The organism is Mycolicibacterium neoaurum ATCC 25795 (assembly GCF_000691525.1).
Lineage (GTDB): Bacteria > Actinomycetota > Actinomycetes > Mycobacteriales > Mycobacteriaceae > Mycobacterium > Mycobacterium neoaurum.
The window spans coordinates 90,955-116,821 of record NZ_JMDW01000017.1 but is presented as its reverse complement, the minus strand read 5'-3'; the positions used below and the strand labels follow the sequence as shown (position 1 = coordinate 116,821).

Annotated in this window: 24 protein-coding genes, 1 pseudogene and 1 riboswitch; of the genes and pseudogenes, 12 read left to right on the top strand and 13 right to left on the bottom strand. The window is 65.3% G+C overall.

Going from position 1 to position 25,867, the window contains the following annotated elements:
• A partial coding sequence (locus tag IC40_RS28585; protein WP_157837335.1) for a biotin/lipoyl-containing protein occupies window positions 1–150 on the top strand: 150 nt, incomplete at its 5' end.
• A gap of 53 nt (window positions 151–203) precedes the next feature.
• Here IC40_RS28585 and metE read toward each other — a convergent pair.
• Complete coding sequence (gene metE / locus IC40_RS0123040) at window positions 204–2,498, bottom strand: 5-methyltetrahydropteroyltriglutamate--homocysteine S-methyltransferase (protein WP_030137026.1); 2,295 nt, start codon at window positions 2,496–2,498, stop codon at window positions 204–206.
• A gap of 130 nt (window positions 2,499–2,628) precedes the next feature.
• Window positions 2,629–2,824, bottom strand: a riboswitch (cobalamin riboswitch).
• Between the two features lie 284 nt (window positions 2,825–3,108).
• Between metE and IC40_RS0123035 the strand changes: the two genes are divergently transcribed.
• Window positions 3,109–3,948 (top strand): glycoside hydrolase family 16 protein, encoded by an 840-nt coding sequence (locus IC40_RS0123035; protein ID WP_030137025.1) that lies wholly within the window; start codon window positions 3,109–3,111, stop codon window positions 3,946–3,948.
• A 7-nt stretch (window positions 3,949–3,955) separates the two neighbouring features.
• Here the strand turns inward: IC40_RS0123035 and IC40_RS26980 are convergent, their stop codons facing one another.
• From IC40_RS26980 to IC40_RS0123010, 3 genes are all read right to left on the bottom strand, one after another.
• Window positions 3,956–5,824, bottom strand: coding sequence for a cellulase family glycosylhydrolase (locus IC40_RS26980; RefSeq protein ID WP_051644422.1), 1,869 nt, complete (start codon window positions 5,822–5,824; stop codon window positions 3,956–3,958).
• Window positions 5,825–5,994: 170 nt separating this feature from the next.
• Window positions 5,995–7,677, bottom strand: coding sequence for a cellulase family glycosylhydrolase (locus IC40_RS28490; RefSeq protein WP_158631996.1), 1,683 nt, complete (start codon window positions 7,675–7,677; stop codon window positions 5,995–5,997).
• A gap of 586 nt (window positions 7,678–8,263) precedes the next feature.
• Entirely contained in the window at window positions 8,264–8,905 is a 642-nt protein-coding gene (locus tag IC40_RS0123010) for a GNAT family N-acetyltransferase (RefSeq protein WP_030137023.1), read from the bottom strand.
• Between the two features lie 192 nt (window positions 8,906–9,097).
• Between IC40_RS0123010 and IC40_RS0123005 the strand changes: the two genes are divergently transcribed.
• Together IC40_RS0123005 and IC40_RS27405 are read left to right on the top strand one after the other, a co-directional pair.
• The gene (locus IC40_RS0123005) at window positions 9,098–9,796 is read left to right on the top strand and encodes a HemK2/MTQ2 family protein methyltransferase (RefSeq protein WP_030137022.1); all 699 of its coding nucleotides are present in this window, start codon (window positions 9,098–9,100) and stop codon (window positions 9,794–9,796) included.
• Entirely contained in the window at window positions 9,793–10,041 is a 249-nt protein-coding gene (locus IC40_RS27405; protein WP_081843527.1) for a CDGSH iron-sulfur domain-containing protein, read from the top strand. Before IC40_RS0123005 ends, IC40_RS27405 begins: the two co-directional genes overlap by 4 nt.
• Window positions 10,042–10,111: 70 nt before the next feature.
• Here the strand turns inward: IC40_RS27405 and IC40_RS0123000 are convergent, their stop codons facing one another.
• From IC40_RS0123000 to IC40_RS0122980, 5 genes are read right to left on the bottom strand one after another with little or no spacing between them, the layout of a single operon-like run.
• The gene (locus tag IC40_RS0123000) at window positions 10,112–11,131 is read right to left on the bottom strand and encodes an iron-containing redox enzyme family protein (RefSeq protein WP_030137021.1); all 1,020 of its coding nucleotides are present in this window, start codon (window positions 11,129–11,131) and stop codon (window positions 10,112–10,114) included.
• 30 nt (window positions 11,132–11,161) lie between these two features.
• A complete protein-coding gene (locus IC40_RS0122995) occupies window positions 11,162–12,229 on the bottom strand; it encodes a M42 family metallopeptidase (RefSeq protein WP_030137020.1) in 1,068 nt (355 codons plus the stop codon).
• Window positions 12,230–12,262: 33 nt separating this feature from the next.
• Entirely contained in the window at window positions 12,263–12,556 is a 294-nt protein-coding gene (locus tag IC40_RS0122990; RefSeq protein WP_030137019.1) for a DUF4235 domain-containing protein, read from the bottom strand.
• Between the two features lie 14 nt (window positions 12,557–12,570).
• A complete protein-coding gene (locus tag IC40_RS0122985; RefSeq protein ID WP_030137018.1) occupies window positions 12,571–12,828 on the bottom strand; it encodes a DUF3618 domain-containing protein in 258 nt (85 codons plus the stop codon).
• Window position 12,829: 1 nt separating this feature from the next.
• Entirely contained in the window at window positions 12,830–13,228 is a 399-nt protein-coding gene (locus tag IC40_RS0122980; RefSeq protein ID WP_030137017.1) for a phage holin family protein, read from the bottom strand.
• Between the two features lie 178 nt (window positions 13,229–13,406).
• On the opposite strand from IC40_RS0122980, the gene IC40_RS0122975 reads away from it, so the two are divergent.
• Genes IC40_RS0122975 through IC40_RS0122955 form a run of 5 tightly spaced genes read left to right on the top strand, consistent with a single transcriptional unit; the run spans window position 13,407 to window position 18,066 of the window.
• Entirely contained in the window at window positions 13,407–14,474 is a 1,068-nt protein-coding gene (locus IC40_RS0122975) for a glycosyltransferase family protein (RefSeq protein ID WP_030137016.1), read from the top strand.
• Window positions 14,471–15,709: a glycosyltransferase gene (locus IC40_RS0122970; protein WP_030137015.1), complete on the top strand. Its 1,239-nt coding sequence runs from the start codon at window positions 14,471–14,473 to the stop codon at window positions 15,707–15,709. Before IC40_RS0122975 ends, IC40_RS0122970 begins: the two co-directional genes overlap by 4 nt.
• Window positions 15,609–16,544, top strand: a complete 936-nt coding sequence (locus IC40_RS0122965) for a glycosyltransferase (protein ID WP_234411540.1) — start codon at window positions 15,609–15,611, stop codon at window positions 16,542–16,544. The genes IC40_RS0122970 and IC40_RS0122965 overlap by 101 nt, the downstream gene beginning before the upstream one ends.
• Window positions 16,541–17,413, top strand: a complete 873-nt coding sequence (locus IC40_RS0122960; protein WP_042509664.1) for a glycosyltransferase family 2 protein — start codon at window positions 16,541–16,543, stop codon at window positions 17,411–17,413. The genes IC40_RS0122965 and IC40_RS0122960 overlap by 4 nt, the downstream gene beginning before the upstream one ends.
• Complete coding sequence (locus IC40_RS0122955; RefSeq protein WP_030137012.1) at window positions 17,410–18,066, top strand: hypothetical protein; 657 nt, start codon at window positions 17,410–17,412, stop codon at window positions 18,064–18,066. The genes IC40_RS0122960 and IC40_RS0122955 overlap by 4 nt, the downstream gene beginning before the upstream one ends.
• Here IC40_RS0122955 and IC40_RS0122950 read toward each other — a convergent pair.
• Entirely contained in the window at window positions 18,045–20,261 is a 2,217-nt protein-coding gene (locus IC40_RS0122950) for a molybdopterin-dependent oxidoreductase (RefSeq protein ID WP_036470656.1), read from the bottom strand. The genes IC40_RS0122955 and IC40_RS0122950 overlap by 22 nt on opposite strands.
• Before the next feature lie 256 nt (window positions 20,262–20,517).
• Window positions 20,518–20,943: an Lrp/AsnC family transcriptional regulator gene (locus IC40_RS0122945; protein ID WP_030137010.1), complete on the bottom strand. Its 426-nt coding sequence runs from the start codon at window positions 20,941–20,943 to the stop codon at window positions 20,518–20,520.
• Window positions 20,944–21,071: 128 nt separating this feature from the next.
• On the opposite strand from IC40_RS0122945, the pseudogene IC40_RS28370 reads away from it, so the two are divergent.
• Window positions 21,072–21,617 (top strand): annotated as a pseudogene (locus IC40_RS28370) (LysE family transporter); the annotation flags it as partial.
• A 48-nt stretch (window positions 21,618–21,665) separates the two neighbouring features.
• Here the strand turns inward: IC40_RS28370 and IC40_RS0122935 are convergent.
• Together IC40_RS0122935 and IC40_RS0122930 are read right to left on the bottom strand one after the other, a co-directional pair.
• Entirely contained in the window at window positions 21,666–22,601 is a 936-nt protein-coding gene (locus IC40_RS0122935; protein WP_030137008.1) for an endonuclease/exonuclease/phosphatase family protein, read from the bottom strand.
• A 56-nt stretch (window positions 22,602–22,657) separates the two neighbouring features.
• Complete coding sequence (locus IC40_RS0122930; protein WP_030137007.1) at window positions 22,658–23,269, bottom strand: TetR/AcrR family transcriptional regulator; 612 nt, start codon at window positions 23,267–23,269, stop codon at window positions 22,658–22,660.
• A gap of 122 nt (window positions 23,270–23,391) precedes the next feature.
• On the opposite strand from IC40_RS0122930, the gene IC40_RS0122925 reads away from it, so the two are divergent.
• Window positions 23,392–24,450, top strand: coding sequence for a DmpA family aminopeptidase (locus tag IC40_RS0122925; RefSeq protein WP_030137006.1), 1,059 nt, complete (start codon window positions 23,392–23,394; stop codon window positions 24,448–24,450).
• Window positions 24,447–25,859, top strand: a complete 1,413-nt coding sequence (locus IC40_RS0122920) for an APC family permease (protein WP_030137005.1) — start codon at window positions 24,447–24,449, stop codon at window positions 25,857–25,859. The genes IC40_RS0122925 and IC40_RS0122920 overlap by 4 nt, the downstream gene beginning before the upstream one ends.
• Window positions 25,860–25,867: the final 8 nt, after the last annotated feature.

The window sequence follows — 25,867 nt, the reverse complement described above, 5'->3', positions numbered from 1 at the left end:
ACCGTGCAGGCCGGACAAACCATCGCCACCATCGAAGCCATGAAAATGGAAGCCTCCATCACCGCCCCCAAAGCCGGCACCGTCGCCCGCATCGCCGTCACCGGCACCGCCCAAGTCGAAGGCGGCGATCTGCTCGTCATTGTCGATTGACGATGACATGGGTATGCCCCGGAGCCCGCGAGGACTCCGGGGCACATCCGTCGTCAGCGTTCTGCGCGCACCACCTTGGCGGCTGCGACCATGTTTCGAAGCGACTCGATGACCTCATCGGTCTTACGAGTCTTCAGACCGCAGTCCGGGTTTACCCAAAGGCGTTCCGCAGGAACCGCTGCCAGCGCCTCACGTAGCGCCACGATCATCTCATCGGTGGTTGGCACCCGCGGGGAATGAATGTCGTAGACACCCGGTCCCACTCCATTGCTGAAGCCCACCGCGTTGAGATCGGTAAGCACCTCCATATGCGATCGTGCGGCCTCGATGGACGTGACGTCGGCGTCGAGGTCGGCGATGGCGCCGATCACTTCACCGAACTCCGAGTAGCACAGATGGGTGTGGATCTGGGTGTCGTCGCGCACACCCGCAGTAGCCAACCTGAAAGCCTCCACCGACCACGCCAGGTAATCCTGTTTCTCCTCGGAACGCAATGGGAGCAGTTCACGCAGCGCCGGCTCGTCGACCTGGATGATGGCGATACCGGCTTTCTCCAGGTCCACCGTCTCGTCCCGGATGGCGAGTGCGACCTGTGCAGCCGTGTCGGCCAGCGGTTGGTCATCACGGACGAATGACCACGCCAGGATGGTCACCGGACCGGTCAGCATTCCCTTGACCGGTTTGGCGGTGAGCGACTGTGCGTAGGCCGCCCACGCGACGGTCATCGGCCGCGGACGCGCTACGTCACCGTAAAGAATCGGGGGACGGACACACCGGGACCCGTAGGACTGCACCCAACCGTTCTGGGTGGCGAAGAACCCGTCCAACTGCTCGGCGAAGTACTGCACCATGTCGTTGCGCTCGGGCTCACCGTGCACCAGCACGTCGATGCCGAGTTCCTCCTGCAACGCGATGACGGCTGCTACCTCGTCTTTCATTTTCTGCACATACTCGGCTTCGTCGATCCTGCCGGCACGGAGATCGGCGCGTGCCACCCGGATCTCGGTGGTTTGCGGGTATGAGCCGATGGTCGTGGTCGGCAGCGTGGGGAGGTTCAGCCGTTTCTGCTGCGCGGTGCGCCGGTCGGCGGCGATGCCCCGTCCGGACGCTCCCGCCGCCCGGATGGCGTCGAGCCTGGAGCGGATATCGGTGTTGTTCAGTCGAGGGTCGGTGCTGCGAAGAGCCGCTGCGGCGTTGGAGGTTTCGATCTCCGAGGCGATGGCTTCCCGGCCCTGCGCGAGCCCCTTTGCCAAGGTCACCACTTCGGCGACTTTCTCGGCGCCGAAGGCCAGCCGGCTGCGCAGCGCGTCGTCGATTCCTGTCTCGGGTTCCAGCGAGTACGGGACGTGCAGAGTCGAGCACGACGTGGAGACAACCACGTTGCCGGCTGCCCGCCTCACGGTGTCCAGCGTGTCGAGTGCGGCAGCCAAATCCGTGCGCCAGATGTTGCGTCCGTCGACAATTCCGGCGACGACGGTCTTGTCGGCGAGCGCGGGCACCGCAGCCAGTGCGTCGACACACCCGTAGACCAGGTCGACTCCTATGGCCTCGATCGGTGTGTGGGCCAGCGCCGGGAGCGCATCGGTCAGGGGCCCGAAGTAGGTGGCGACGAAGATCGCCGGTCGTGTGGGAAGCGCACCGAGCCGGGAGTAGACGTTCCCGGCGAGGGCGCCGAGATGGTCGATGCTGTCGGTGGCCAGAATCGGCTCGTCGATCTGGACCCAGCCAACACCCTTCGCGGCGAGCAGCTGGAGAAGTTCGGCATAGACGGCGGTCAGCTCGTCGAGACGTTCGATGGGCGCACCGGCGCCGTCGACGGCCTTGCTCAGCGCCAGATAGGTGATGGGACCTACGATCACCGGACGCGCCGCGATATCGATCGAAGCCGCCTCATCCAGCTCGGCGAGGATCTTGGCGGGGTCGAGCGAGAATGCGGTATCCGGAGCGATCTCTGGGACCAGGTAGTGATAGTTGGTGTCGAACCACTTGGTCATCTCCAAGGGCGCGATGTCCATACCGTCGTACGTTCCGCCGCGGGCTGCAGCGAAGTAGCGGTCCAGCATGTCGGTGACCGGCGCGACGCGCGGGGGCAGGGTGCCCAACAGGACCGACTGGTCGAGCATGTGGTCGTAGTACGAGAACGTATTGACCGGTATCGAGTCCACGCCGGCGTCGGCGAGGTGTCGCACGGTATCACCCCGCAGGGTGGCTGCCACAGCTTCGAGTTCGGCGCGGTCGATCTTCTTGGACCAGTACTTCTCGACCGCGCGCTTAAGCTCGCGGTTCGGGCCGACACGCGGCGACCCCAGGGTGGTGGCGGTGAACAAAGGGGCAGATTGTGTTGTCACGCAGAGTCCTTCAGCAACGATGGGGAGCCCACCGCCCATAGGAACGTGCAACCGAAGAGGCCGCCGCAGGTATGCCGAGGCCGCTGTCGGCCATACGCCCAGTCCACGAGGCGATGCGCCGCCGGGCGCGGCGCGCCCGGCACAGCTGGCAGGTCTTCGGACTCACAGGCACACACCCCAAAGGTGTTCCTACTGGCCGTCGCTTCCCGGTGCTGCGCACCAGTGCCGTTGACGGCGGTCGTTCCTGCATACCGCTGCGGGACAGTCCCGGATTCTCACCGGGTTCCCTCTCACCACGGGTAGATACCAACCCCGTGACTCGATGCCGACAGCTCAGAACTCACGCCGTCAGCAGACCAGTTGCAGGTGGCACTGTACCGGCACGAGGTCCGGCTAACGGCCGCTCCGAGTCGCCCGAACCCGATGCGCCGACCGGTCACCCATGTCGATGTTTCGACGCGGCAACCGTGGCCGGTGAGAACATCGCACGTCAAAGTCCTTTTTGACGCTGAGAGCGCACTCAGCGTGCGACTGGGTTGGCGCGGCTTTGCGCGAAATCCGCCACGGCTGGTTATGGTCGGCTGTGCCTGAATTCGATCGACGCAGTGCGATGTTGATGCTCGGACTCGGTGCGGCGGCCGCCGCACTCCCCGCCGCGACCGCTCACGGCGAGCCATTACCCGGTGATCTGGGTCCCGGCCCAGGGGCTCCGACGCCCGAAGCGGCGGCGCCGCCCATCCTGTGGCAGGACGAATTCAACGGTCCGGCCGGATCACCGCCGGACCCTGCGTCGTGGTTCATCGTGCCGCAGCGTGAGACCATCCGTAACCCGGTCGAGTGGGACAAGCCGTTCAACATGGGCCGCTATGTCACCGACCAGGAACACGTTTTCCAGGACGGCAACGGCAACCTGGTCATCCGCGCCACAGAGGGACCGGGTGCCAATATCCAGGAGAAGTTCGCCAGCGCCAAGATCATCGGAAACTGGCGCGGCGGAGTGGGGACGACCTGGGAAGCGCGCGTCAAACTGAACTGCCTGACCAACGGCGCGTGGCCGGCCTTCTGGCTGATCAACGACAATCCGGTGCGCGGCGGCGAGGTCGACCTGTTCGAGTGGTACGGCAACCAGGATTGGCCGTCGGGCACCACCGTCCACGCGCGTCTGGACGGCACCCAGTTCCAGACGTTCAAACACCCCATCGACAGCAACTGGCATACCTGGCGGATGACCTGGAAGCCCGAGGGGATGTACTTCTGGCGCGACTACGAACCGGGCATGGAACCGTTCTGGACGGTTCGTGCGGATTCGTTGGGTGAATGGCCGTTCAACGATCCTGGCTTCACGATGGCGCCGGTGTTCAACATCGCCATCGGTGGTTCAGGTGGCCGCGAGCCCGCAGGCGGCAACTATCCCGCCGAGATGCTGGTCGATTGGATCCGGGTGTTCTAGAACCGCGTCACGCGGGCGCGGCGGTCCGCGGGTCGGCGTTGTCTGCCGATTCCGCATTTCGTTCGTTGTTCACCGTCGGATTCGACGCCTCGTCTGGAGTTGCCGCGCGCTCGCTGCTCTCGACATCACTCACCGTCTCCTCGGGTGTTTCCTCCTCGGCCTCCGGGCCGATCCCGAACGAGCTGTCGGAACCGGTTTCGGGCTCGAACGTCTGAGGCGACGCCACATCGGGTTCGTCGGGTTCGACCGTCCCGAGGACGACGTTTTCGGATTCGGAGGTCGGCTCCTCGATGTCGAGCTGTTCAGACCTCGGTGCATCGCTGTGATCGGCGACAGGTTCGACCTGTTCGGCGATGGCGTCGACCGACACCATCCGGGCTTCGCTGCGCAGGGATGCTGCGGGGGTGGAACCAGCCTCGGGTGCCGGCGGCGCCGATTCTTCGATACCCAAACAGCTCTCGACCCGGTCTACGACCCAGGTGACAGCGTTGCCGATGGCCTCGGCAATACCGCGCACAACCCTGGAGGTCAGGTCGACCACTCCGCCGATGACGTCGACCGCCACCCGGGCAACGGTTTTCACCACCCAGACGGTGGCGTCGATGATGGCGTCTGCCACCGCCAGACCGATATCGACCAGGCCGCTGATCACCCGCCCCGTGGTGTCCACGATCCAATTGACCGCGTTCCTGATGGCCTCGATGATCGGGTAGTCGGGGTCCAGACTGTCCAGGAAGTCACGGATGACCTGCACAGCGGGCTTTTCGCTCCAGTCGGTGTACCAGATGCCGAAATTGTCCTGATCGCTGGGACTCCCGCTGTTCAGGTCACGCGTGGAGTAGATGAAGATCGGTCCGGTACCGTTCTCGCGCTGCCAGTTTCGGAGGAAGTCTTCGAGGAACTCCGCCTGCTTGTCGGGTGAGTTGTACAGCCAGGGGGCGGAGGGATTGAGCGGGGTCGTCGGCAGGCCATACTCACTGGCCCAGACCTTCAGTGCGCCGTCTCCGTATTGCTCCATGAGCGCGCGGATATCACGCAGTTGCAGAATGGGTGAATCCGATTGAGTTGCACCCTCGGAAAAGGGGATGTCGTAGTGGTACGGGTGGAATGAGAACGCATCGAAGAAGCCGTGCGCTCCGTTGTCGTACATTCCCTGGAGAAAGTCGATGGGATTCATGGTGAAGTCGTTGCCCAGCGTGCGCCCGGACCCCAAAACCCCTGCAACCACGGTGATGTCGTCATCGGGATCCAGCGGGTCATCATGCGCCTTGATGGCGGTGTAGGCAGCCTTGACCAGTTCGGTGTAACCCGCCGGGTCGACCGGATTCAGGAAGAAGCGGCCATTGGGTTCGTTCCACACCTCCAGCGCCGAGATCTTGCCGGCGTACCTCTCGGCGACCGCCCCGGCGAACGCGGCGAAGGCGCCGGCTCTCGGCATACCTGACAGGGGGAGTGCGTCGGGATCGGCCTTGGCCCAGTTCGGGGTTTCGTGAAGAACCCCGAGCACCCCCATTCCGCGGCGGTGAGCTTCGTTGACGACGTAGTCGGTATCGCCCCAGAAGAAGTTGCCATGCTCGGTCAGTTGGGTGCTGATCCAGGAGATCCCGATACGGACGTTCTGAACCCCGAGGGACTGCATCATGTCGAGTTGTTTGTCGATGAGGGCGTGGTCGCCGAGCCGCACAAGGTTGGAGTCGGCAAGGCCGATGGTGGTGGGCGACTGGTCGATGGCGGCAACGAGATCGACAGACGCACCCGCCACACGCGCCGCCGGGGCCCTGGGGTCAGCGCCGGCGCAGATGGTGGCCAGTACAGCAGCCGAGGCAATGGTGACCGTGGCGCGCTGGTGAAGGGTCCGCAGACCTGCCCTGTTCATGACGACTCCCCGCAAGCCGAAATCTGGTTGGCAGTTGCTCAGCCAGGTCCGACACTAACCCCATACGAGCGCGAGAAAATCGGCTTTGACACGGGAAGGGCAGGAATTTTGGTGGTGCCGGTGAGCCGACCGGGATGGCGAGTGCGCCACCCCGGCCGGCATCGCCGTGCTCACTCGGTCGAACCGGCGTCCGAGCCTGTGGACCCGCTGCCGCTGGATCCGGACGAATCCGCGGTGGAACCCTCTGTTGTCGAGCTTGAGTCGGTATCGGTCGAATCTGTTCCCGAACTCGATGAACGGTTGGCCGAGTCGTTCGTCACTGCATCTTGCCCGCTGGCGGTGTCAGCCGTGTCGGCGGTGTCGGCAGTGTCGGCCGTTTGCGGCTCAGCGGTCGTCGTCCGTGAGGTGGCAGTCCGAGAGATGGTGCTCTCGGGCTCGGCCTGAGTGGCCTCGATGACCGCCGCCCGTGACGAATCGGTGCTTTCCAGCGCGGGATCCGTTGCGCTGGTAGGCGTATTGACCTCGTCATCGATCGGCGCGGTCGCGGTACGCAACGTCGCGGTGGGTTCGGTGGTTTCTACGACGGGTTGCGTAGTGGTGGCTGTGGTGTTCGGTTGCTGGCCCCACGCCGCCGCCCAGTTGGCCGCCGCTTCGGCCAGCGCCGCCTGCCAATTCGCCACCGCCTCGGCCACCGGATCCGCCGGCGTCGGCTCCTCGACCACCGGAACGTCCTCGACCACCGGAAGGTCCTCGACCACCGGAACGTTCGGGTCTGTCGGGATGTCCGGCAACTCGTCCAGCGTCGGCAGTTCCTCCACCGGGATGCCACCTTCCGGTACGGGGCCATTTTCGGCGATCCAGGCCTGGACCACAGTGGCCGCCTGTTTGGGGGTGTAGTCGTCGCGGAACAGGCCCCAGGTGTCCTCGACCTCGGTCGAACCTGAGTCCCGGTCGACCAGGGAGTAGATGAATTGCGGCCCTACGCCGTCGAGGTTGGACCAGGTCGTCATGAAGTCATCGATGAATTCGGCCTGCTGGGCCTCGGAGACATAGGACGTGGGCAGACCGTACTCACTTGTCCACACGGTCTTGTCACCGTCACCGTATTGCGCCATGAGGTCCTGCATGGCCTGTAGCTGTCCGACCGCCGAGATCTCATTGCCGAAGCCGTCGCCGAACTTCCAGTCGTAGTTGTATGGATGATAGGACAGTGCGTCGAAGTATCCGGCTGCGCCGGATTCGTACATAGTCTCGACGAAGTCGACGGGATTGATGTTCACCCCGCCCCAGCTGAGTCCGGCGGTGACCACACCACCGACGACGGTGCCACTGGGGTCGACCTCCTTGACCGCTGTGTACCCGGCCTTCAACAGTTCGGTGTAGGCGGCCGGATCCGGCCGCGGACTCCAGAACACGAAACTCTGTGGCTCGTTCCAGATCTCGTACGCGGAGATGCGCGCGGTCTCCGGGTCACCCGCACCGGCGCCGTACCGTTCGGCCAGCGCGCCCATGAAGTTGCCGAAGTCCTGCGGGTCGCGCGGGGCGCCGTAGGCCGAGTCCTGGACATCCGATGCCCAGGTCGGTGTGCTCGTGACAGCGCCCATTACGGCGATACCGCGCTCGTATGCGGCATCGACAACCTTGTCCACCTCGCTCCAGTTGTAGACCCCGGGCGCGGGCTCCACCGCTCGCCACGGCACGAAGATGCGAATCTGCGTGACGCCAAGGGACTGCATGGTGTCCAGTGCGACCTCCACCTCTGCCGGCGTCATGAAGTACAGCTCGGATTCGGCGATGCCGACGGCGTTGGGCGAGGTGTCGATGGCAGCGGTGAGCGCCACCTGAGCTGACACCTGGCGCACGTCCTTTGTCGGTGGGGGCGGCGTGCCGGTGTGGACCGCCGCCCCCACCAGCGTTACCGCAAACAATGGCGCCGCTACTGAGCAAAGTGGCTTTGCTGCTCGCTGCCAGGGCCCCCACATGATGCCTTCTCCCAACTTCCGATTCTTCGGATTGTTGTGTTGTGACGCGGATCACTTCGCTACGACACTCGAGAAGTACCCGCGCTATTTTTCTCCTAATCCAAGAAAGCCAGAAAACTTTTCAATTGGGCGTTCGGATAGGCAAGTTGGCTCTAAACAGCAGTTCAAGACGGAGAGATATGAGTTTGAGATCTGCTATTGGGCTGACTTTCGCGAATGGCGTTTTGCGTGCGGTCCAGTTAGCCCGCCGGGACAAGTTGCGCAATAAAGTACCTATAGTGAAATTATCAAGATTGAAAATTGCGCTCGGTGAACAATTGTTACGTTTCACCGGACGCGCAGCCGACAATTTGCCAGGATCGCAGCCTTAGGCGGAAGTGCCCAGCTGAGTGGGCACGTGGCAGCCCCCGGTTCTTCGCGAACTGGCGGATTGGGACAGTAGGGGTATCGGGACTGGCTACAGGCCCAGTTGGGCGCGCACCGCGGGGATGCCCACGAGTTCGATGTCGTCGCGCCGTTGCGCAGTCCACTGCGCCCGGTCCATGGAGAAAGACAGCATGGTGTCGGGTTTGTCGCGGCGCAGCGCCAGTTCTGAGCCGGTATAGGTGTAGGGCAGCGAGCGGGTCACGCCGAGTGACGCACGGTTGTCGTGCCACGCTCGGGTCGTGGCGCGTTCGCCGCCGAGGCCGGCAAACAGCAAGTGCAGCGCAGCGTGTCGCATCTCCAGGCCGAGTCCGCGACCTTGGAATTCGGCACCCAGCCACGACCCCGTGGCGGCGGTCCGCAGGGTGGGGAAACGGGTGGCGGACAACGAGCACATCCCCACCAACTGACCCTCACGATCCGATGCGGCCAGCACCATATCCCAGTTGTCGGCACAGGTGTTCGCACGACAGCGCCAGTAGTACTGCATCGCGTTGCGCTGCAACAGATTCGTCGGCGCATCTGTCCACGGTTCGGAGAACGGCATGGTGGTCGGATCGTGAATGCCGCGAGCGGTCAACTCGGCAAGGCGAAATCCGAGATCGTCGGTGACGTAGGCCAGGGTCAGTCGCGGTGTGCGCACGCGAAGGTCGAACAGCGGCCAGATCGCACTCATGAGTCCATGTCATCTCGTGGTGGGGGTGCGGCGCAACCGCATATCCGAGCGGATTGCCACGCGTCGATGTTGATCCTTGCGACGAAATGGGTATCCGCCGGGCGAGGCGCTGAAGAAAGCGGCGTTTGACCTGGGACAGCAGCGGGCATCTCAGCCCGGCAGTGCTGACCCGTTGACCCGCGAGAGGCAAAGATGACTACCGCTTACCCGTTTGACGGCGACTCCCGACTGGTGACCATGGTGACCGACGGCGTATACGCGCCGCAGGAGGATTCACGGTTACTGGTGGAAACCATGGACAAGAGCGGACTAGCCCTGGGAAGCAAGGTGGCCGACCTGTGTACCGGCAGTGGCGTGGCGGCGATCAATGCCGCGGCGCAGGGCGCGTCCAGTGTCTCGGCATTCGATATCTGTCAACGAGCGGTGCGCTGCGCTCGTGCCAACGCCGAGATCGCCGGTGCGTCGGTGGACGTGCATCTGGGCTCCTGGGCGCGCGCAACAGAGTTCGGCCCGTACGACTTGGTGGTCTGCAATCCCCCCTATGTCCCCCACGACCCGTCGCTGGACGCGCTACCCGCATCGGTCGGCCCGGCGCGCGCGTGGGATGCCGGTGGTGATGGTCGGATGGTGCTGGATCCGCTGTGTGCTGCCGTCCCTGACCTCTTGGCTGACGGTGGCAGCGTCCTGATCGTGCAGTCGGAGTTCGCGGATCCGCGAAGGACATTGGAGGCGTTGTCGGCCGCGGGCCTCGACGCCGATGTGGTGGCATGGGAATGGATTCCGTTCGGGCCGGTCCTGACTGCTCGGGCACAGTGGCTGGAAGATACGGGCCGGCTTCAACCGGGGCGGCGCGAAGAGGAGCTGCTGGTGATCAGGGCTGACAAGCCGTGAGCGATCAGGACTTTCGCACCGTGAGGGCGGTGCGTGGTGGGCCGGTTCTGGTACAGGGGCCGGTGTCGGTTGAGCTCGCCGACGGCTCGACAATCGAGTCCGACCGGTTCATGGTCGCGATATGCGCCTGCGGGCGCAGTAAGGACTATCCGCTGTGTGATACCAGCCACCGTCGGCGCTGCCGGACATCGGGAGCGAAGAAGGCGGCGGTAGCGGACTCGTCGGCCGATAGGGCTAATGACTGAATCGGGCTGATCATCATGACGAAGCGGGCCGGATGGCAATCCGGCCCGCTTCGTCATATCGAGTCCCTGCTCAGTCGAGCGGACGCCGTAACGAACTCTGGTTCTGTTCCCAGGACCGCATCATGTGGTCGGCCAGCTTGTCCTCGACGAACGCATGAGCGCGGATTCCGAACACGACATCGCGATCGAGATGCGGTTCTCGGGAGAGCAGATCGCCCACGACATCGGTGCGGACCACCTGCTCGTGCACGGCATCTGCCTCGACATGCTCGGCGTAGAAGGCCACGCATTCCTGCGGTGCGCCCAGCCTCTGAAGTGCATCGACCAGGCGGCGGGAACCCGGAGGGGAGGTGATCTCGGTGGAGGCGAAGTGCCCCACCGCCGCTGCGCGATAGCGACGGTGCAACCCGAACAGTGACATGAGATTCACGGCAGCGAGCGCCTCGGCCGGAACGATGTCGATATAGCCCAGATAGTCGGAATCCAGCTTCGCGGCGTCCATCAGGTCGGCGAACAGGCGCTGATGCAGGCGGGTACCGTTGCCGGCTCCGAACTCGTCGAACTCGACGGCCACAAACGCTGCCTTGGCCTGCCCGATGAGCCGCGGGATCGCCCAGGCGTGCGGGTCACCCTCCTTCAAGTGGTAGAGCGAGCGGTGCACGAAGTACTCGCGCATCTGATCCCAGGTGCCCTTGTCGCGCAGATAGTACGAAAGCCCCTCCCCATCAACGGGTTCGACCGAGAGCGCATCCATTTCTGCCAGCGCCGACTCCTCGGGCCCGATCGGGCCGACCGCGCGCTGCACCTCGGCCAGAAACAAGCTCTCCAATCGACCGCGCAAATGCAGCAGGCCGGCATCCCACTCCCAGCCGGGATCGACGCCGTCGAATCCCCGGTAGTGCAACTCGTAGCACACGTACAGTGCCAGGTGCAGGTCCAGACCGTAGGGGTCGGCGTCTCCCAGCGATGCTTCGACTCGTGACAGGTGGTTGACCGGCGCACGCTCGTTGAGCAGCTCGATGACCGCCAGCGACAGCGGCCCCCGAGGCAGAGGAAGGAGAGGTTCGATGCGGGGAGTTGCGAGGGTCACGCGAGGTGAATACCCCCTGCGACGTCGCACTCAATCGTCCAGTTGGCGAATATCGCCGTCGACCAGGAAACTCTCCAGCACGCCGGCGGCGTCGCCGATGGCACCGTTACACATCACCTCATAACCATGGGTGCTGAGCGTCGGTAGACACAGCAGCGCCGCCCTCGGGCACATCCCGGAGGCCTTGCTGTGCGACGCATCAGACTCGAACGCCCCGAGAGCGGCGGGTTGCGGTGTAAGGCCCGATCGCGCAGCGGGATCCATCAAACGATCCGCGGTCGGTTTGTCGTACACCGTCAGGGCATCGCTGTAGGCGACGATGGGTCCGCCGCGCACCGACGTCCCATATTCCTGCTCGGTGGGACCCACCTCGACCGCGATCGTCACCCCTTCGGGCAGCATGCGAGCCGCGTACATCCCCCCGTTCGCGCCCACCTCTTCACCGGTGGTGAAGACCAGGTAGACATCGGCGGGTAGGCCGGCATCGCGGGCGCGCAGTCGCCGCGCCGTCTCCAACAGAACCGCGATGGCAGCACGATCATCCAAAAAGTAGCTGCCGACGTATCCGCCGAAATGCACGAGTTCGCGCTTGCTGCGGTGCACGCAGACACGGGTGCCGGCAGTGACTCCGGCGCTGGCGAGTTCGTCGGTGCTGCGGCCCGTGAACGCATACACGTGCAACCAGTCGAGCGCTTTGTCACCCTGATCGGGCTTGGTCTCCCAGATACGGTGACTTTCCTTGGTGGTGTGCTCGGAACCGAGCGTCAATACCGCTGTCAGGGTCTCGTGTCGGCCTAGCACGGCGACCGGCCCCAGTCCGAAGTTCCCGGGATACATGGTGCCCAGCGGAGACAGCCGTAGTGTTCCGTCCGGTTCCACCCGTTTGACGATCATCGACAACTCGTCCATGTGCGCCATCAATCGGATCGCCGAAGCATCGTGATCACCACTTCGGAGCAAGGCAATCACATTTCCCGCGCCATCCACCCACACATCATCGGCAAAAGGGGCCACCTCACGCCGGCAGATCTCGCGCACAGCATCTTCCTGGCCCACCGGACCGTAGGCTTCGACGAGTTCCTGTAACAGATCAGTCATGGCCCACACATCGGTGACGCATCGGGGACATCATCAGCCTCCCGGCCACTCGCCGGTCCACCGCTCGAACACCCGGGCACCTTGGCGATCGATGATCGTCTTGACCACGGAGAAGATCGCGCCCTGCAGCGCCGCCGCCGCGATGATCTCGCGAAGTGGGTAACTACGTTCCAGCGGTGCCGGCGGGTCGTCATGTGCGCCAGGCGAGGCGTGCTTCCAGACCTGTTTGAAGATGGCGCCGGCGACCAGGCCGCCGAGGAGTGAACTGGCCATTCCGACCGGGCGGTACATCATGCGCGCGGTCACGGACGGCTTGTTGTCCGGCATGGGAACTCCTTTGCTCAGCGGCGGCGACGCCAGATGACGACGCCCAACAGCACAATGGTCGTAGCGAAGATGGTGGCGGCGATCGGGATGACGGTCTTGACCGAGCCGTCGGGTTCGGTGACTGCATCGGTGACGCGTTCCTTGACATCGAGCTTCGCTCCCAGCGCCGCCACGGTGTCCGCAACCTGCTCTCTGGTCCGCTCGATGTCGTGTTCGATGGCCTCGATATCGGACTCCACACGCGGTTCCGGGCTGTGGTCGGGTCGGCTCATGTCAGCGCCCCCGTACCGCATCGACGTCAGCGCTGACGCTGCTGACCACCTCGTCAGCCGCCGCCGGTGCCTGGGCCAGTTGCTTCTTGCCGATCATCGCGGCGATCGCGGCAGCCACGAACAACACCGCGGCCACGATCATGGCTGCCGCCCATACCGGTAGCACCAGCGCCAACGCCGCGACAGCCCCGGCGATGAGGGCAAGCCAACCGCTGACGGCCAGTAGGCCGGCCGTACTGAACAGGCCAGCGCCGATACCGGCCTTGGTGGCACCGCGGCGGAATTCCCATTGCGCCAATCGAAGCTCGTCGCGCACCAGACGGGACAGCTGCTCGGACAACTGGTTGATCAATTCCGGAACGGATGCCTGTTGGCTCGGCGGGGTGTCGACGTTCGTCATCACAAGTCCGATCTCTGCAGGGAAAAGTGGATGCAGCAGGCATTACCTGGTCGGCGGGACGTTAAACAACGCGTCTGGTTTCACCGGGCGGCGGCCGGGTATCCGCAGCCGCCCTCCTCAAGAAATTCGGGACGGTGGCCGCAGTGGCCTGCCCGGTAACCGATGTGTAAGGAGTGTGATGATCAAAGTCGCGTCCGTGCCCGCGTCGCACGTGTACGTGCGCCATCTTTCTCAGCCAGGGGGCTTGGATACCGTTGCGCGCCTGACTGATCCGATACCCGATGATCGGCGCAAGATTCCAGGTGGGTGGTGGCCGCCGGTGATGCTGCAACCCGGTTGGATCGAAGCCAACCACGACCGGTTCGACCTGTTTCACGTGCACTTCGGCTTCGATACGATCCCCGCTCGCGAACTGGCCGACGTCGTCGAACAGCTGCGTAAACACCGCAAACCGCTGGTGTATACGGTGCACGATCTGCGCAACCCCCATCACAGCGGGCTGTCCCCGCATCGCGAGCAACAGGACGTTCTGGCGACGGCAGCAGATTGGCTGCTCACCCTGACTCCCGGTGCCGCCGACACGGTCGAGCGCAGATGGGGTCGACCCGCGCAGGTTCTCCCTCACCCACATGTGTTGTCCAGCAATCGTATCCAGCGACCGCGATCGCAGCACCCGGAATTCAGGGTCGGTATTCACGTGAAGAGCCTGCGCGCCAACATGGATCCCCTCGCGATTCTGGACACTCTGGTGGAGACGGTCGCCGAGCTACCCGGCGGGGTCGTTCAGATCAACGCGCACGACGAGATCTTCGATCCCGACAGCTACTGGTATGCACCCGAGGCCGGGCGGGCGCTGTTGGAGTACCGCCGATATGGCCACGTGCGGGTGGTGGTGCATCCCTATTACAGCGACGCCGAGTTGTGGGACTATCTGGAATCTCTCGACGTATCGGTGCTGCCTTACCGTTTCGGTACCCACTCGGGTTGGTTGGAAGCGTGTCACGACCTGGGAACACAGGTGGTGGCCCCCAGCTGTGGCTTCTACGGACAACAGCGTGCCTGCCAGGTCTTCGACTTCTCCGATGATCTGTTCGATGCCGACTCACTGCACCAGGCGATGACACGCTCCTATCGGGACTGGGTGAGCTATCCCGGTCGCCGTCGGGTCACGTGGGCCGAGCGCCGCCGTGAACGCGTCGACATCGCGGAGGCGCATGCGCGGGTGTATCAGGAGGTTCTGGCGTGACAGCACCGCGCCGTATCGCATTGATCGCGTCGAATCGCCACCCCATTCGGCAGCCGTTTGCCGGTGGACTGGAGACCCACGTGTGGCATCTGGCGCGTGCTCTGGTGCAGCGCGGCCATCACGTATCGCTTTTCGCAGGCATGGGTTCCGACACCGGCCTGGCCTGTGAATCGCTGCGGGTGCACGAAATAGCCCTCTCCACGGCCGCTCAGGCCGACGTGTCCATGCCGGCGGCGGCGTTCATGGCCGATCACCATGCCTACCTCGCACTCATGCTTGATCTCGCCCACGGCGATTCCGCGCACTACGACATCGTGCACAACCACAGCCTGCATCACCTTCCAGTGGCGATGGCACCGATGCTGTCCATCCCGATGTTGACCACCGTGCACACGCCACCCACCCCGTGGCTGGAATCTGCACTGGCCGCGGGCAGGGGCGACGGAACCCGCATCGCCGCGGTGAGTCGGCACACCGCAACCGCATGGCGACACGTCTCCGAGGACATCCGCGTCGTCCCGAACGGGGTGGACACCACAGCGTGGCGACTGGGATCCGGAGGGCACGAGCTTGTCTGGTTCGGCAGGATCACTCCTGAAAAGGGAACCCATCTCGCGATCGCGGCAGCGCGGAAGGCCGCGCTGCCATTGCTGATCGCCGGCCCGATCTCGGACCCGGCCTACTATGAACGTGTCGTCGAGCCCGAGCTCGACGGCCGGATCCGGTACGTCGGGCATCTGGCCCACGCCGAGCTCGTGGCACTGGTCGGGGCCGCTGCCGCGGTGCTCGTGACGCCGATGTGGGATGAACCCTACGGACTGGTGGTGGCCGAGTCGATGTCCTGTGGCACACCGGTCGTCGCGTTCGACCGCGGCGGTATCGGTGAAATGCTCGAGCCGCGAGCCGGCCGACTGGTGCCGCCCGGGGATGTCACCGCGATGGCATCGGCCATCCCGGAGGCGGTCGAACTGCCGCGTGAACAGGTGCGCTCACATGCCGTGCGGCGCTGCTCGGAAGATGCGATGGTGCGGACCTACCTGTCGCTGTACACATACATGCTCACCACGGCGGGAGATGCGGACGATGATCGGCTACTACGTGCACCATCACGGCTACGGACACCTGGCGCGGGCGATGAGCATCACCGAGCGGATGACGCGACCGGTCACGGTGCTCACCAGCCGAGAGGTGCCGCGGGACAACCCGTTCACGAATGTGATCGCGCTTCCGCGTGACGACGCGGCCGACACGGTGCACGAGCCCACCGCGCATGGTGCGTTGCATTGGTCGCCGCACTTCGACACCGGCTACACCGCCAGGATGAATGCCATCGCCGATTGGGTACGCGATGCCTGTCCGGAAGCCCTGGTGGTCGACGTCTCGGTGGAGGTGGCGACCTTCGCGCGTCTGCTGGGTATCCCGGTGGTGGTGATCGCGTTACCCGGTAACCGCACCGACGCCCCACATGTTCTGGTACACACCCTCGCTGACCGCATCATCGCCGCGTGGCCTCGGGAGCTCCGAATTCCCGACTGGCTTCGGCCCCACGACCACAAGACGGTCTATGTCGGCGGTATCAGCCGATTCGACGGTCGCCGGGCCCCAGGCCACACCGCTACCGGAAACGTCGTGGTGCTTTCGGGCGCCGGCGGCGCCGACTCAGCGCAGACCATGGGAGCCGAATCCGCCGACTGGACGTGGCTGGGCGGGCAGCACGGGGAGTGGATATCCGACCCGTGGCCGCACCTGGCCGGGGCGGATGTCATCATCACCCATGCCGGGCAGAACAGCATCGCCGATACGGCGGCGGCCGGGCGTCCGGCGATCGTGATCCCCCAACGGCGCCCCTTTGATGAACAGCACACGACCGCAACGGTATTGGATAGACACGGACTGGCGACCATAGCGTACGAGTGGCCGGAGCCCGACGGTTGGGTCGAGCTGATCCGGCGCGCGCAGACGACCGGCGGCGAGCAGTGGCACCGCTGGCGCGTGCGGGGGGCAGCCGATCGCGCGGCCGCTGCGATCGAGGAGACGGCGCGGGCATGCCGGGGCGCGGTGTCGCGATGAGAACCGCGGTCATCACCACCGTCCACGGGCGCGGCGCGCACCTGCAACGCCAACGAGCCGGGTTGGTGGCCGGTTCGGTACGGCCCGATCTGCAGGTCGTGGTCGCGATGGATGATCCCGACGTGCACTCCCGGCTCGTGGACGCGGCGCTCCCGACCGCCGTGGTCGAGTGTGCCGTCGGAATGGACGGACTTCCGCTGGCACAGGCCCGAAATGCGGGTGCAACAGTGGCTTTGGCCAATGGTGCACAACTGCTCATCTTCCTCGATGTCGACTGCATACCCGCCACCACGATGGTGCAGCGCTACCGTGACGTCGGCGGAACACCGTCACACCGCGACGCGCTGCTGTGCGGTCCGGTCGCCTATCTTCCACCCCCGGGGCCGGCCGGCTACCCGGCGACCGGTCTGGACCGATTGGCCGACCCGCATCCTGCGCGGCCCGCACCGCAACCGGACACCGTGCTACCAGGCAGCGATCACCGGTTGTTCTGGTCGCTGTCCTTTGCCGTCACCGCACCCACCTGGCACGCCACCGGCGGATTCTGCGAGGAATACTGCGGCTACGGCGGCGAAGACACCGATTTCGCCCAGACCGCTGCCGCGCTCGACGTGCCGTTACGGTGGGTCGGGGGCGCCGAGGCATTCCATCAGCACCATCACGTCAGCGACCCGCCGGTGGAACATGTGCGCGATATCGTCCGCAATGCCCGAATCTTCCGGCGGCGCTGGGGCTGGCTGCCGATGGGCGGTTGGTTGGACCAGTTCGAGGCGCGAGGTCTCATCACCATGGACGCTGCCGGCTACCCGCAGCTCACCGGCGACGAGTCATGTTTGGTGCGGTCGACGATGGGCACCCCGGCGAAATGAAGGCTTCAGAGCTGACGACCGCGCCGTTCCGCGCGGGTGCCGCGTTGCGAGACGCCCGGTTGTTTCATCCCAGCGGTGCGTTGGTCCAGGGACGGATCACCAGGACCGCCGAACCCGGGAAAGGTCTGCCCATCGGCGATGGTGAGGTGATCGGGCGGATGTCCAAAGGTATCGGGACACCGGCCGGATTCCCGGATTTCGCGGGTTTGGCCTTCCGGTCGCAGTCGGACGGGCAGCCATGGGATGTGCTGATGGTGTCATCGGTGGCCAGGGTGGTGCTGACGCCGGCGACATCGTGGTCGACGGCGGCCTTCTCGACGCTGATGCCCTTTGGATATCGGGACAAGATCTATTGGCTGCGTGCCGAACTGGTGTCGCCGACCGATTTTTCCGGCCTGGATGTCGCAGAGATCCGCCGCCGACTGCCTGAGCAACCGCTGGTGGTCAGCATCGAACAGGCCGAGGGCTCGGGGAAATTCGGTCCGCTGGCGGTACTGGAATTCGATCGCGACCTGGACGATGCCTGGCCCGAGGACATCGCTTTTGATCCCACTCTCAATCACGCGAACGGCGTGACACTGCTTCCCGAGTGGCTGACGGCGTTGCGTCGCCGCGCCTATCGTGGCAGTCGTCAGGGGCGCGACGCCGAATAGTGCCCCTGGTTGTCCGCGGATTGCCGGACCGGCTCCAGTCGTACCGCCACACCGTTGAGCACTGACATGCCCGCCAACGCCTCCAGATCCTCGGGACGGTTCGAGGTCAGCTCGTTGACGTTCACACCGGGATGGGCATTCGCCAGCCGCCAGCCGCCGCCCCTATGTCCCCACCCCTGTGGGATGGCGATGGTGCCAGGTCCGACCTCATCGGTGACCGACACGTCCAGTTCGATGGCGCCGGTCGCCGAGACGACGCGTACCCGACCGCCGTCGTCAAGACCGGCTGCCGCCGCATCGGACGGATTGACCCGAGCGCGTTGGGTGCGGTTGCCTTTCATGAGGATCGGGCTGTTGTGCATCCAACTGTTCTGGGAACGCAGTTCGCGGATCCCGATGGCCGACAACGGGAAGTCCACCGTCGTGCCGGGCACCTTCCCCAGTCGAGCCACCTCGGAGATGATCTCGGGAGGTGCCAGATCGACCTTGCCGCCGTGGTGGGTGACCACATCGGCCAGCACGCCGTGCGGCGCGTGCTCGGCCAAGACGACGCCGTGCGGTTGCTCGCGCAGCCGAGCTGGGTTGAGTCCGCCGCGCCGCAGTCCGAACCGGTCACCGTAGGGGCCGATGCGCAGCAGCGCGTGCATCATGCGTTGCGGGGTGATGCGCACACCGCGTCGTCGCATCCACCGCAGGACCGGATTCAGTGGAGCGAGGGCACCGGTGGCGAAGAGCGACAGCCCCATTCGTTCGGCCAGATCCTCGAAGACCTCCCATTCGGGGCGCGCCTGCCCGTAGGCGGGCACTACCGGTTCGGCGGCCTGTAAAAATACCGTCGGACAGCAGGCCGCGTACGCCATCGGCAGGTCGTCGCGCTCCAGAAACGTGGTGGCGGGCAGGATGTAGTCGGCGTGCCGGTTGGTCTCGTTGACATACAGATCTAGGGACACCAGCAGATCCAATTCCCCGAGCGCGGACTCTAAGGCGGCGCTGTTGGGCACCGACAGCACGGGATTGCCTGCGAGCACGAAAAGGGCTCGCAGTTGTCCCTTTCCGCCGGTGGTGATCTCATCGGCCATCAGCGCAGCCGGGAACGAGCCGAAGACATCCGGGAACCCGCCGATGCGCGACGTCTTGGTGTTGTAGCTGAACGCGCCGGACTTCTCCCCGAACTGCTCGACCGGGATCACTTGATGTGACATCAGGGCACCGCCGGGGCGATCCAGATTGCCCGTTGAGGTATTCAGCGCGTCGATCAGAAAACTGACGAGTGTGCCGTGATGGCCAAGGCACGCGCCGGTTCGTCCGTACGCCACCGCGGTGCGGGCGGTGGCGAAGTCGCGGGCCAGTGCGCGGACCGTCCCCGCTGCGATACCGGTGCGGATTTCGGTGGCCTCGGGTGGGAAGTCCGCGCACAGCGCGCGCAGGGCTTCCGCGCCGACGGTACTCCTCGCGAGCGCCGCACTGTCCTGGAGGTTTTCGGCGAACGCCACGTGCAGCAGCGAGAGCATCAACCAGGCATCCGAATCCGGTCGGACCGCGACATGTTCGTAGGCGGCCGCCGTCTCGGTGCGGCGAGGATCGACGACGATGACGCGGCCGCCGCGCTTGACGATGCCGGCGAGGTCGTCCTTGACGCGCGGTGCACGTAATGCGCTGCCGTGGGAGACAAGCGGATTGGCGCCCAGCATGAACAGGAAGTCGGTGCGCGGCAGGTCGGGGAACGGAATCTGGGTGGCGGCACCGTAGAGCAGTTTGCTGGCGACGTAGCGGCTGTTGATGTCCTGTGATCCCGCCGAGTACAGATGGCCTGCCCCGATCCGCTTCATGAACAGTCCCGACCACAGGCTGGCCGCATACCCGAATGCCGAAGGATTTCCCAGGTATTCGCCGACGGCGTCGCCGCCGTGCTCGGCAAGCACCCTGTTCAAGCGAGTGGCGATGTCCTCGAGTGCCTCATCCCATCTGACGGTCGCGAAGCTACCGTCGGGCCGGCGCCGAAGGGGGTGCAGTACCCGGTCGGGATCGTTCTGGACGTCGCTGAACGCTATCCCCTTGGGGCAGGCGCGTCCCTGCGAGAGCGGGTGGTCTTTGTCGGGCCTGAGTGAGAGCAGACGGCCGTCCTCGACGGTGGCGATCAGTCCACACAGCGGTTCGCAGATGCGGCAGTAAGTGATCTTCTTCTCGACGGTCACGCTGTCCTCCTCGGTCGCGGACTTCCGCGAGGTGTGCTGGCCGTCACAGTAGGCAGAGTGTCAGCGGTAGGGCAAGCGGGTCGCTCCTGCTTGTCATCGGCCCGATACAGCGAGAAGCAGCACGCGAACTTCTTGATTCCGCATGCGGTCAAACTGCTTTCAGCCGAGGAATCAGAAGACCTGCTGCACGAGGCGGAACGGGATGTGCGCATGAGGTGTAGCGGCGCTGCAGCTGCCCGGTTCTCGGCAAGAACGATCAGCGGGAACGCAGTGCCACCCGCGTCTGTGTCTGCTCTGCTCCGCACTCCTTCTTGAGCCGACGTAGCAGCAAGTCCAGCGCGCCGGTATCCGGAACGTATGCCCGCAGCAGGTAGTCGTAGGGGCCGGTCATGTGGATGGCGTCGACGACCTGGCGAACCTGCGCGATGCGTGTGTTGAACGTGTCGTTGTCGGTCTCTGCGTCGAGGCGGACATCGATGAATACTTCCAGGCCACCGCGAGGGCCGGGCACGTTCTGGCCGGCGAGGATGGTGTAGCCGAGGATGACTCCCTCGGTTTCCAGCCGTCGGACTCGGGCCGCCGCAGCGTTCGTGCTGAGTCCGATCAGACGGCCGAGCTCACTGAACGAGCAACGCGCATTCTCTCGCAGGATCCCGAGAATTTGCTCGTCTAGACCGTCCACAACTGGGATATTAACCGTCTTGCAGAAATATTGTCAGTGTCGCCACGGGGGTTGCACACACTGGACGGGTGATCAACGACGTCGTGACCCCGGCCGTCGCCGGAGTGGTGGCTGGACTCGGCGTGGCGATGCCGTTGGGCGCGGTCGCGGCGCTTTTGCTGCGTGAGGGACTGGTCAACGGGTTCCGCACCGCGGCCGCCGGGGCCGCGGGTGTGGCGACGGTGGATCTGGTCTACTGCATCATCGCGGCGCTCACCGGCGCGACCTTCGCGCGGGCGGTCGATGATCACCGTGGCGTCTTCCTGCTCACATCGGGGGTACTGATCGTCGCCATCGGCGTGCGGCAGCTGTGGCAGGGCATGAGACAGCCGCCGCGAGCGGCAGCCGAGGTCGAACGATCGTCGGCGTCGGCGGCGTTCGGCCGGTTCGTCGGGCTCACGGCGATCAACCCGATCACTTTGGTGTACTTCATCGCGCTCTCCGGTGCTGTCACCCATTCCGATGGCTTGTGGATCGCGCCGGTGATCTTCGTGGTCGCGGTCGGCGGTGCGTCGCTTGCCTGGCAGCTCCTTCTGGCCTGGGTGGGCTCGGCCTTCGGCGGGGCGTTGAGCCTGAGCGCTACTCGCGCCATCGGCGTCATCGCTTCGTTCCTCATCGTCGCTCTTGGCATGGTCGCGGTGGTCAATGGCGCTGCCGCACTTGGACAGTCGCCGTCCGGCGCGTCAGCCCACGCGGGCGAGCAGCGCCAGGTGATCGGCGCGGGGGACGTCGTGTGCGGTAACCTCCGCGGCGCCGAGGCCGCGCAGCAGGATGTGGTCGATGCCGACCACCGGCGGATAGGTCTTGTCCGTCGGGTACGTGGGTAGCCACCCGGCCCCCGCGAGTTGCCCAGCGTCGCGGTAGCCACCGGTGAGCAGGTTGCGGAAACGCACATGGTCGTAGGTGGCGTTGTAATCACCGAGCGCGACGACGGGCCTCCCCTCGGGCACGCCCTGCAGAACAGCTCTGATGCGGCCCAACTCGGAGTCCCAGGTGCCAACGTCCAACGGTGGCATGGGGTGCAGCGCGAACAGTTGCACGTCGCCCCGGCCGGGGACGGTGGCGACGGCGGTCAGCGCCGTCATGACGAAGCCGGGCACGACGCCGGTGTTCTTGAGCGGGTGGCGGCTGTAGATCGCGGTGCCGTTGGCCGCTGCCGCCGGTCGCACCAATGCGTGCGGCAGGTCGATGGCGATCGTCGACGCGGAAATCCGTTGTGCCGCGTCGTCGGTGACCTCGAGAACCGCGAGGACGTCGACATGGTTGTCGCGCACCAGCTGCGCGAGTGCCTCGGTGTCGCCCGCCCCGACCTGGATGTTCGCTGTCAGCACCGTGAGGGCGGGCCCCGCGGGTGCGGGCTCGCCGTGCCACAGCGGCGCCTGCATCCAGACCCCGGCCATGGCCAGCGCTGCGACGAGCGCCAGGCGCCACAGGGCGCGAACGTATAGAAGGCACACCACCGCGGTCACGGTGCAGGCCAGCCAGAGCATCGGCGAGAGCGCGGCGGCTGCAACGGTCACCCGGTCGGCGCCGGGCCAGAAGTGCAGCACCAGCGCAAGGCACGCACCCAGCAGCGCCGCGGTCCCGACGATGCTTGCCGCCGTCTGTAAGAACCTCATGTCGACATCCTCCGCGCTGCGCCGTCACTGACCGCAGAAGCGCCGGTGAATTCCCGTCACACCGTGTCGGGTAGCTCCGTACCGGTGGCCAACCGGGAGTAGTCGCGCATGAGCCGCAGTGCCACCGGTCGGTCCAATTGGGGATCGCGCGCCACGATCCGGTAACCGAAGTAGTCCTCCATCGCCATCAGCGTCATGCCGATATCGCGAGCAGGGGAGCTCAACACGAACGCCCCGGACTGCGCGCCGGCGGTCAGCAGGTCGGCATAGAGCCCCACCTGCCGGTGGTAGATCGCCTGGACATCGCCGCGTTGGTCCAGCTCGAACCCCGCGGCAAGTACCGCCCGCCAGATGGCGCGCCACTCGGCGTCCTCGGGGCCGGTTGGCAAGCCGGCGGCGATGGTGAGTGCCAGTTGGGTGCGCGGATCGTCGGTGCGGGTTCCGATCTCCAACCGTTGTTCATAGAAACGGACGTCGGAGCGCAGGGCGAGTTCGGACAACAGCTCCGGCATGTCTTTGAAGTAGTAGCGCAGGGCGTTCGTGGTCAGGCCCAGCTCAGCGGCCACATCGGCCAGTCGCAGGGAGGCCAGGTCGTGGCGCTCGATGACGGCGATCGCCGCGTCCAGGATCTCGGTACGCCGCTCCTGCTGGCGGTTGGGTCGTGCCATCGACGCGCTGCTCCCTCGAAAGTAGTTCGGAACCTATTTTGCCGTTCCTGTTGCGCAGCGCACACGACGGGCGCATAGTTCTTTTCCAATATGGAAAATAACTCGTGAACGAGGCGGGAAGAATGCGTGCCAGAGATCTCGGCGTGATCATCGGGGGACACCCCACCGGAGCGCACAACGCGATCACCGACGTCCCGGGGGTGCGGGTCGGCCAGACCACCCTGCAGGACGACGGGATCAACACCGGCGTCACCGTCGTCGTTCCACACGACGACATCTGGACCGAGCCGGTGTTCGCCGGTTCGCACGTCCTCAACGGCAGCGGCGAGCTGACCGGACTGGAGTGGATCCGCGAATCCGGGGAACTGACCACCGCGATCGGACTGACCAACACCCACAGCGTCGGGGTGGTCCGCGACGCACTGGTGGCTGAGCAGGTCCGCGTCCGCGGCGACGGGGCGTACTGGTCGCTTCCGGTTGTCGGGGAGACCTACGACGGATTCCTCAACGACATCAACGGATTTCATGTCCGGCCCGAGCATGTGCGGGCGGCACTGGAATCCGCATCCGATGGGCCGGTCGCCGAGGGCAACACCGGCGGCGGCACGGGCATGATCTGCCACCAGTTCAAGGGTGGCACCGGCACGGCATCACGTGTCCAGGGCTACACCGTCGGGGTGCTGGTGCAGGCCAATCACGGTCGGCGTGAACGTCTTCGGATCAACGGCGTACCGATCACCCAGCCCGATGTGCCGCTGCCGGCCATTCCCCCTGGCTACGCGCCCGGATCGGGATCGATCATCGTCATCGTGGCCACCGACGCACCGTTGTTGCCGCATCAGTGCCAGCGCCTCGCGCAGCGCGCGGCACTCGCGGTCGGCCGACTGGGCGGCACCGGCGAACAGTACAGCGGCGACCTGATGCTCGCGTTCTCGACGGGCAATCGCGGTATCCCGCCCTACGGTGCCGTCGAGGGCGCACCGGAGGTGGCCCGCGAGATTCCTTTGCGGATGGTCGGCCCCCAGCTGATGGACCTGCTATTCGACCTCACCGTCGAGGCCACCGAGGAGGCCATCGTCAACGCCATGGTGGCTGCCGAGACGGTGACCGGATACCGGGGCTACACCGTGCATGCCATCGACCACGATCAGCTCACCTCAGCCCTGCGGGAGAACTCATGACCACTGCCCAGAACACCCAAGCCCAGCGGCTGTCCGGACGTCTCGGGCCCGTCGGCATCGTCTTCATGGTCGTCGCGGCAGCAGCACCATTGACCGTGATCGGCGGCAACATGCCCTTGGCGATGGGACTGGGCAACGGTGCCGGTGCGCCGGTCGGCTTCCTGATCGCCTCCCTGGTGCTGTTGGTCTTCAGCGTCGGCTTCGTGACCATGACCCCACACGTACCCGAAGCCGGTGCGTTCTTCTCCTATGTGACAGTCGGTCTCGGTGAGCGGATGGGCAAGGGCATCGCCGTGGTCGCACTGATCGCCTACACCGCCATCCAGGTGGGCATCTACGGCTACATCGGTTGGGCCATCGGCGATACCGTCGCGTTCTACAACGGACCGACGATCCCTTGGCCGGTGTACTCCTTCGTGATCCTGGCAATTGTGGCCGTGCTGGGCTACCGGCACATCGAGCTGAGCGCCAAAGTGCTCGGCGTGGCACTGGCTTTGGAGATCGGTATCGTCGTAATCCTGGACCTGGCCATCGTCGCCGATCCGGGTCCGGCCGGTATCACCTTCGCCTCGTTCACACCCGAGGTTTTCACCCAGGGCGTCATCGGTATCGCAATCCTGTTCGCGCTCACCGGGTTCATCGGATTCGAGGCCACGGCGGTATTCCGCGATGAGGCACGTGATCCCGAGCGCACCATTCCCCGTGCCACCTACGCCGCGGTGATCCTGATCGGTGCCTTCTACACCCTGACGGTGTGGGCCTTCGTCGTAGCGATCGGGCCGGATCAGGTGGCGGCCACCGCACAGCAGACCCTGGACGGTGAGGCCAACATGCTGCTGGACACCACCGATGGTGCACTCGGCCGCATCGGCCGCGATATCGTCAACATCCTCCTACTGACCAGCCTCTTCGCCTGCGTGCTGTCATTCCATAATGTGATCGCCCGCTATCAGTTCGTCCTGTCGCGCAAGGGCCTGATGCCGGCTCGGCTGGGCACGGTGCACGGCGCCCATGAGTCGCCCGCCTTCTCCTCGGTGGTCCAGACCGTGACCGCGGCAGTGATCGTGGCGGTGCTGGCCGTTCTCGGAATCGACCCGCTGGTCGGGGTTTTCGGGTCCATGGCCGGTGTGGCCACGGTCGGAATGGTGCTGCTGATGCTGACCACCTCGGTGGCGGTGCTGGTGTTCTTCCTGCGGCACCGCGAGCTCGGCGGTGGCAAGCTGTGGCAGACGCGACTCGCGCCGGTGCTGGCCGTACTCGGTCTGCTTGGCAGTCTGTGGCTGGTGTTGTCCAACTTCACGCTCGTCACCGGAGGCAGTGTCACCCTCAGCACGATCCTGGCCGCGGTGCCGTTCGTCGGGCTGATCCTGGGCGCCCTGTTGTGGAGGCCGGTACGCAACGGTGTTTAGCGGGCACC

Bases quoted from the DNA above. Each gene is read 5' to 3' on its own strand.
- IC40_RS0122995 (WP_030137020.1), bottom strand. From the start codon at position 12,229: ATGACTGATCTGTTACAGGAACTCGTCGAAGCCTACGGTCCGGTGGGC.
- IC40_RS26980 (WP_051644422.1), bottom strand. From the start codon at position 5,824: ATGAACAGGGCAGGTCTGCGGACCCTTCACCAGCGCGCCACGGTCACC.
- IC40_RS0122960 (WP_042509664.1), top strand. From the start codon at position 16,541: ATGAGAACCGCGGTCATCACCACCGTCCACGGGCGCGGCGCGCACCTG.
- IC40_RS0122925 (WP_030137006.1), top strand. From the start codon at position 23,392: ATGCGTGCCAGAGATCTCGGCGTGATCATCGGGGGACACCCCACCGGA.
- IC40_RS0123005 (WP_030137022.1), top strand. From the start codon at position 9,098: ATGACTACCGCTTACCCGTTTGACGGCGACTCCCGACTGGTGACCATG.
- IC40_RS0123010 (WP_030137023.1), bottom strand. From the start codon at position 8,905: ATGAGTGCGATCTGGCCGCTGTTCGACCTTCGCGTGCGCACACCGCGA.
- IC40_RS0122965 (WP_234411540.1), top strand. From the start codon at position 15,609: ATGAGCATCACCGAGCGGATGACGCGACCGGTCACGGTGCTCACCAGC.
- IC40_RS0122990 (WP_030137019.1), bottom strand. From the start codon at position 12,556: ATGCCGGACAACAAGCCGTCCGTGACCGCGCGCATGATGTACCGCCCG.
- IC40_RS0122980 (WP_030137017.1), bottom strand. From the start codon at position 13,228: ATGACGAACGTCGACACCCCGCCGAGCCAACAGGCATCCGTTCCGGAA.
- IC40_RS0122930 (WP_030137007.1), bottom strand. From the start codon at position 23,269: ATGGCACGACCCAACCGCCAGCAGGAGCGGCGTACCGAGATCCTGGAC.
- IC40_RS0122935 (WP_030137008.1), bottom strand. From the start codon at position 22,601: ATGAGGTTCTTACAGACGGCGGCAAGCATCGTCGGGACCGCGGCGCTG.
- IC40_RS0122975 (WP_030137016.1), top strand. From the start codon at position 13,407: ATGATCAAAGTCGCGTCCGTGCCCGCGTCGCACGTGTACGTGCGCCAT.
- IC40_RS0122955 (WP_030137012.1), top strand. From the start codon at position 17,410: ATGAAGGCTTCAGAGCTGACGACCGCGCCGTTCCGCGCGGGTGCCGCG.
- IC40_RS0123035 (WP_030137025.1), top strand. From the start codon at position 3,109: ATGTTGATGCTCGGACTCGGTGCGGCGGCCGCCGCACTCCCCGCCGCG.
- IC40_RS0122920 (WP_030137005.1), top strand. From the start codon at position 24,447: ATGACCACTGCCCAGAACACCCAAGCCCAGCGGCTGTCCGGACGTCTC.
- IC40_RS0122985 (WP_030137018.1), bottom strand. From the start codon at position 12,828: ATGAGCCGACCCGACCACAGCCCGGAACCGCGTGTGGAGTCCGATATC.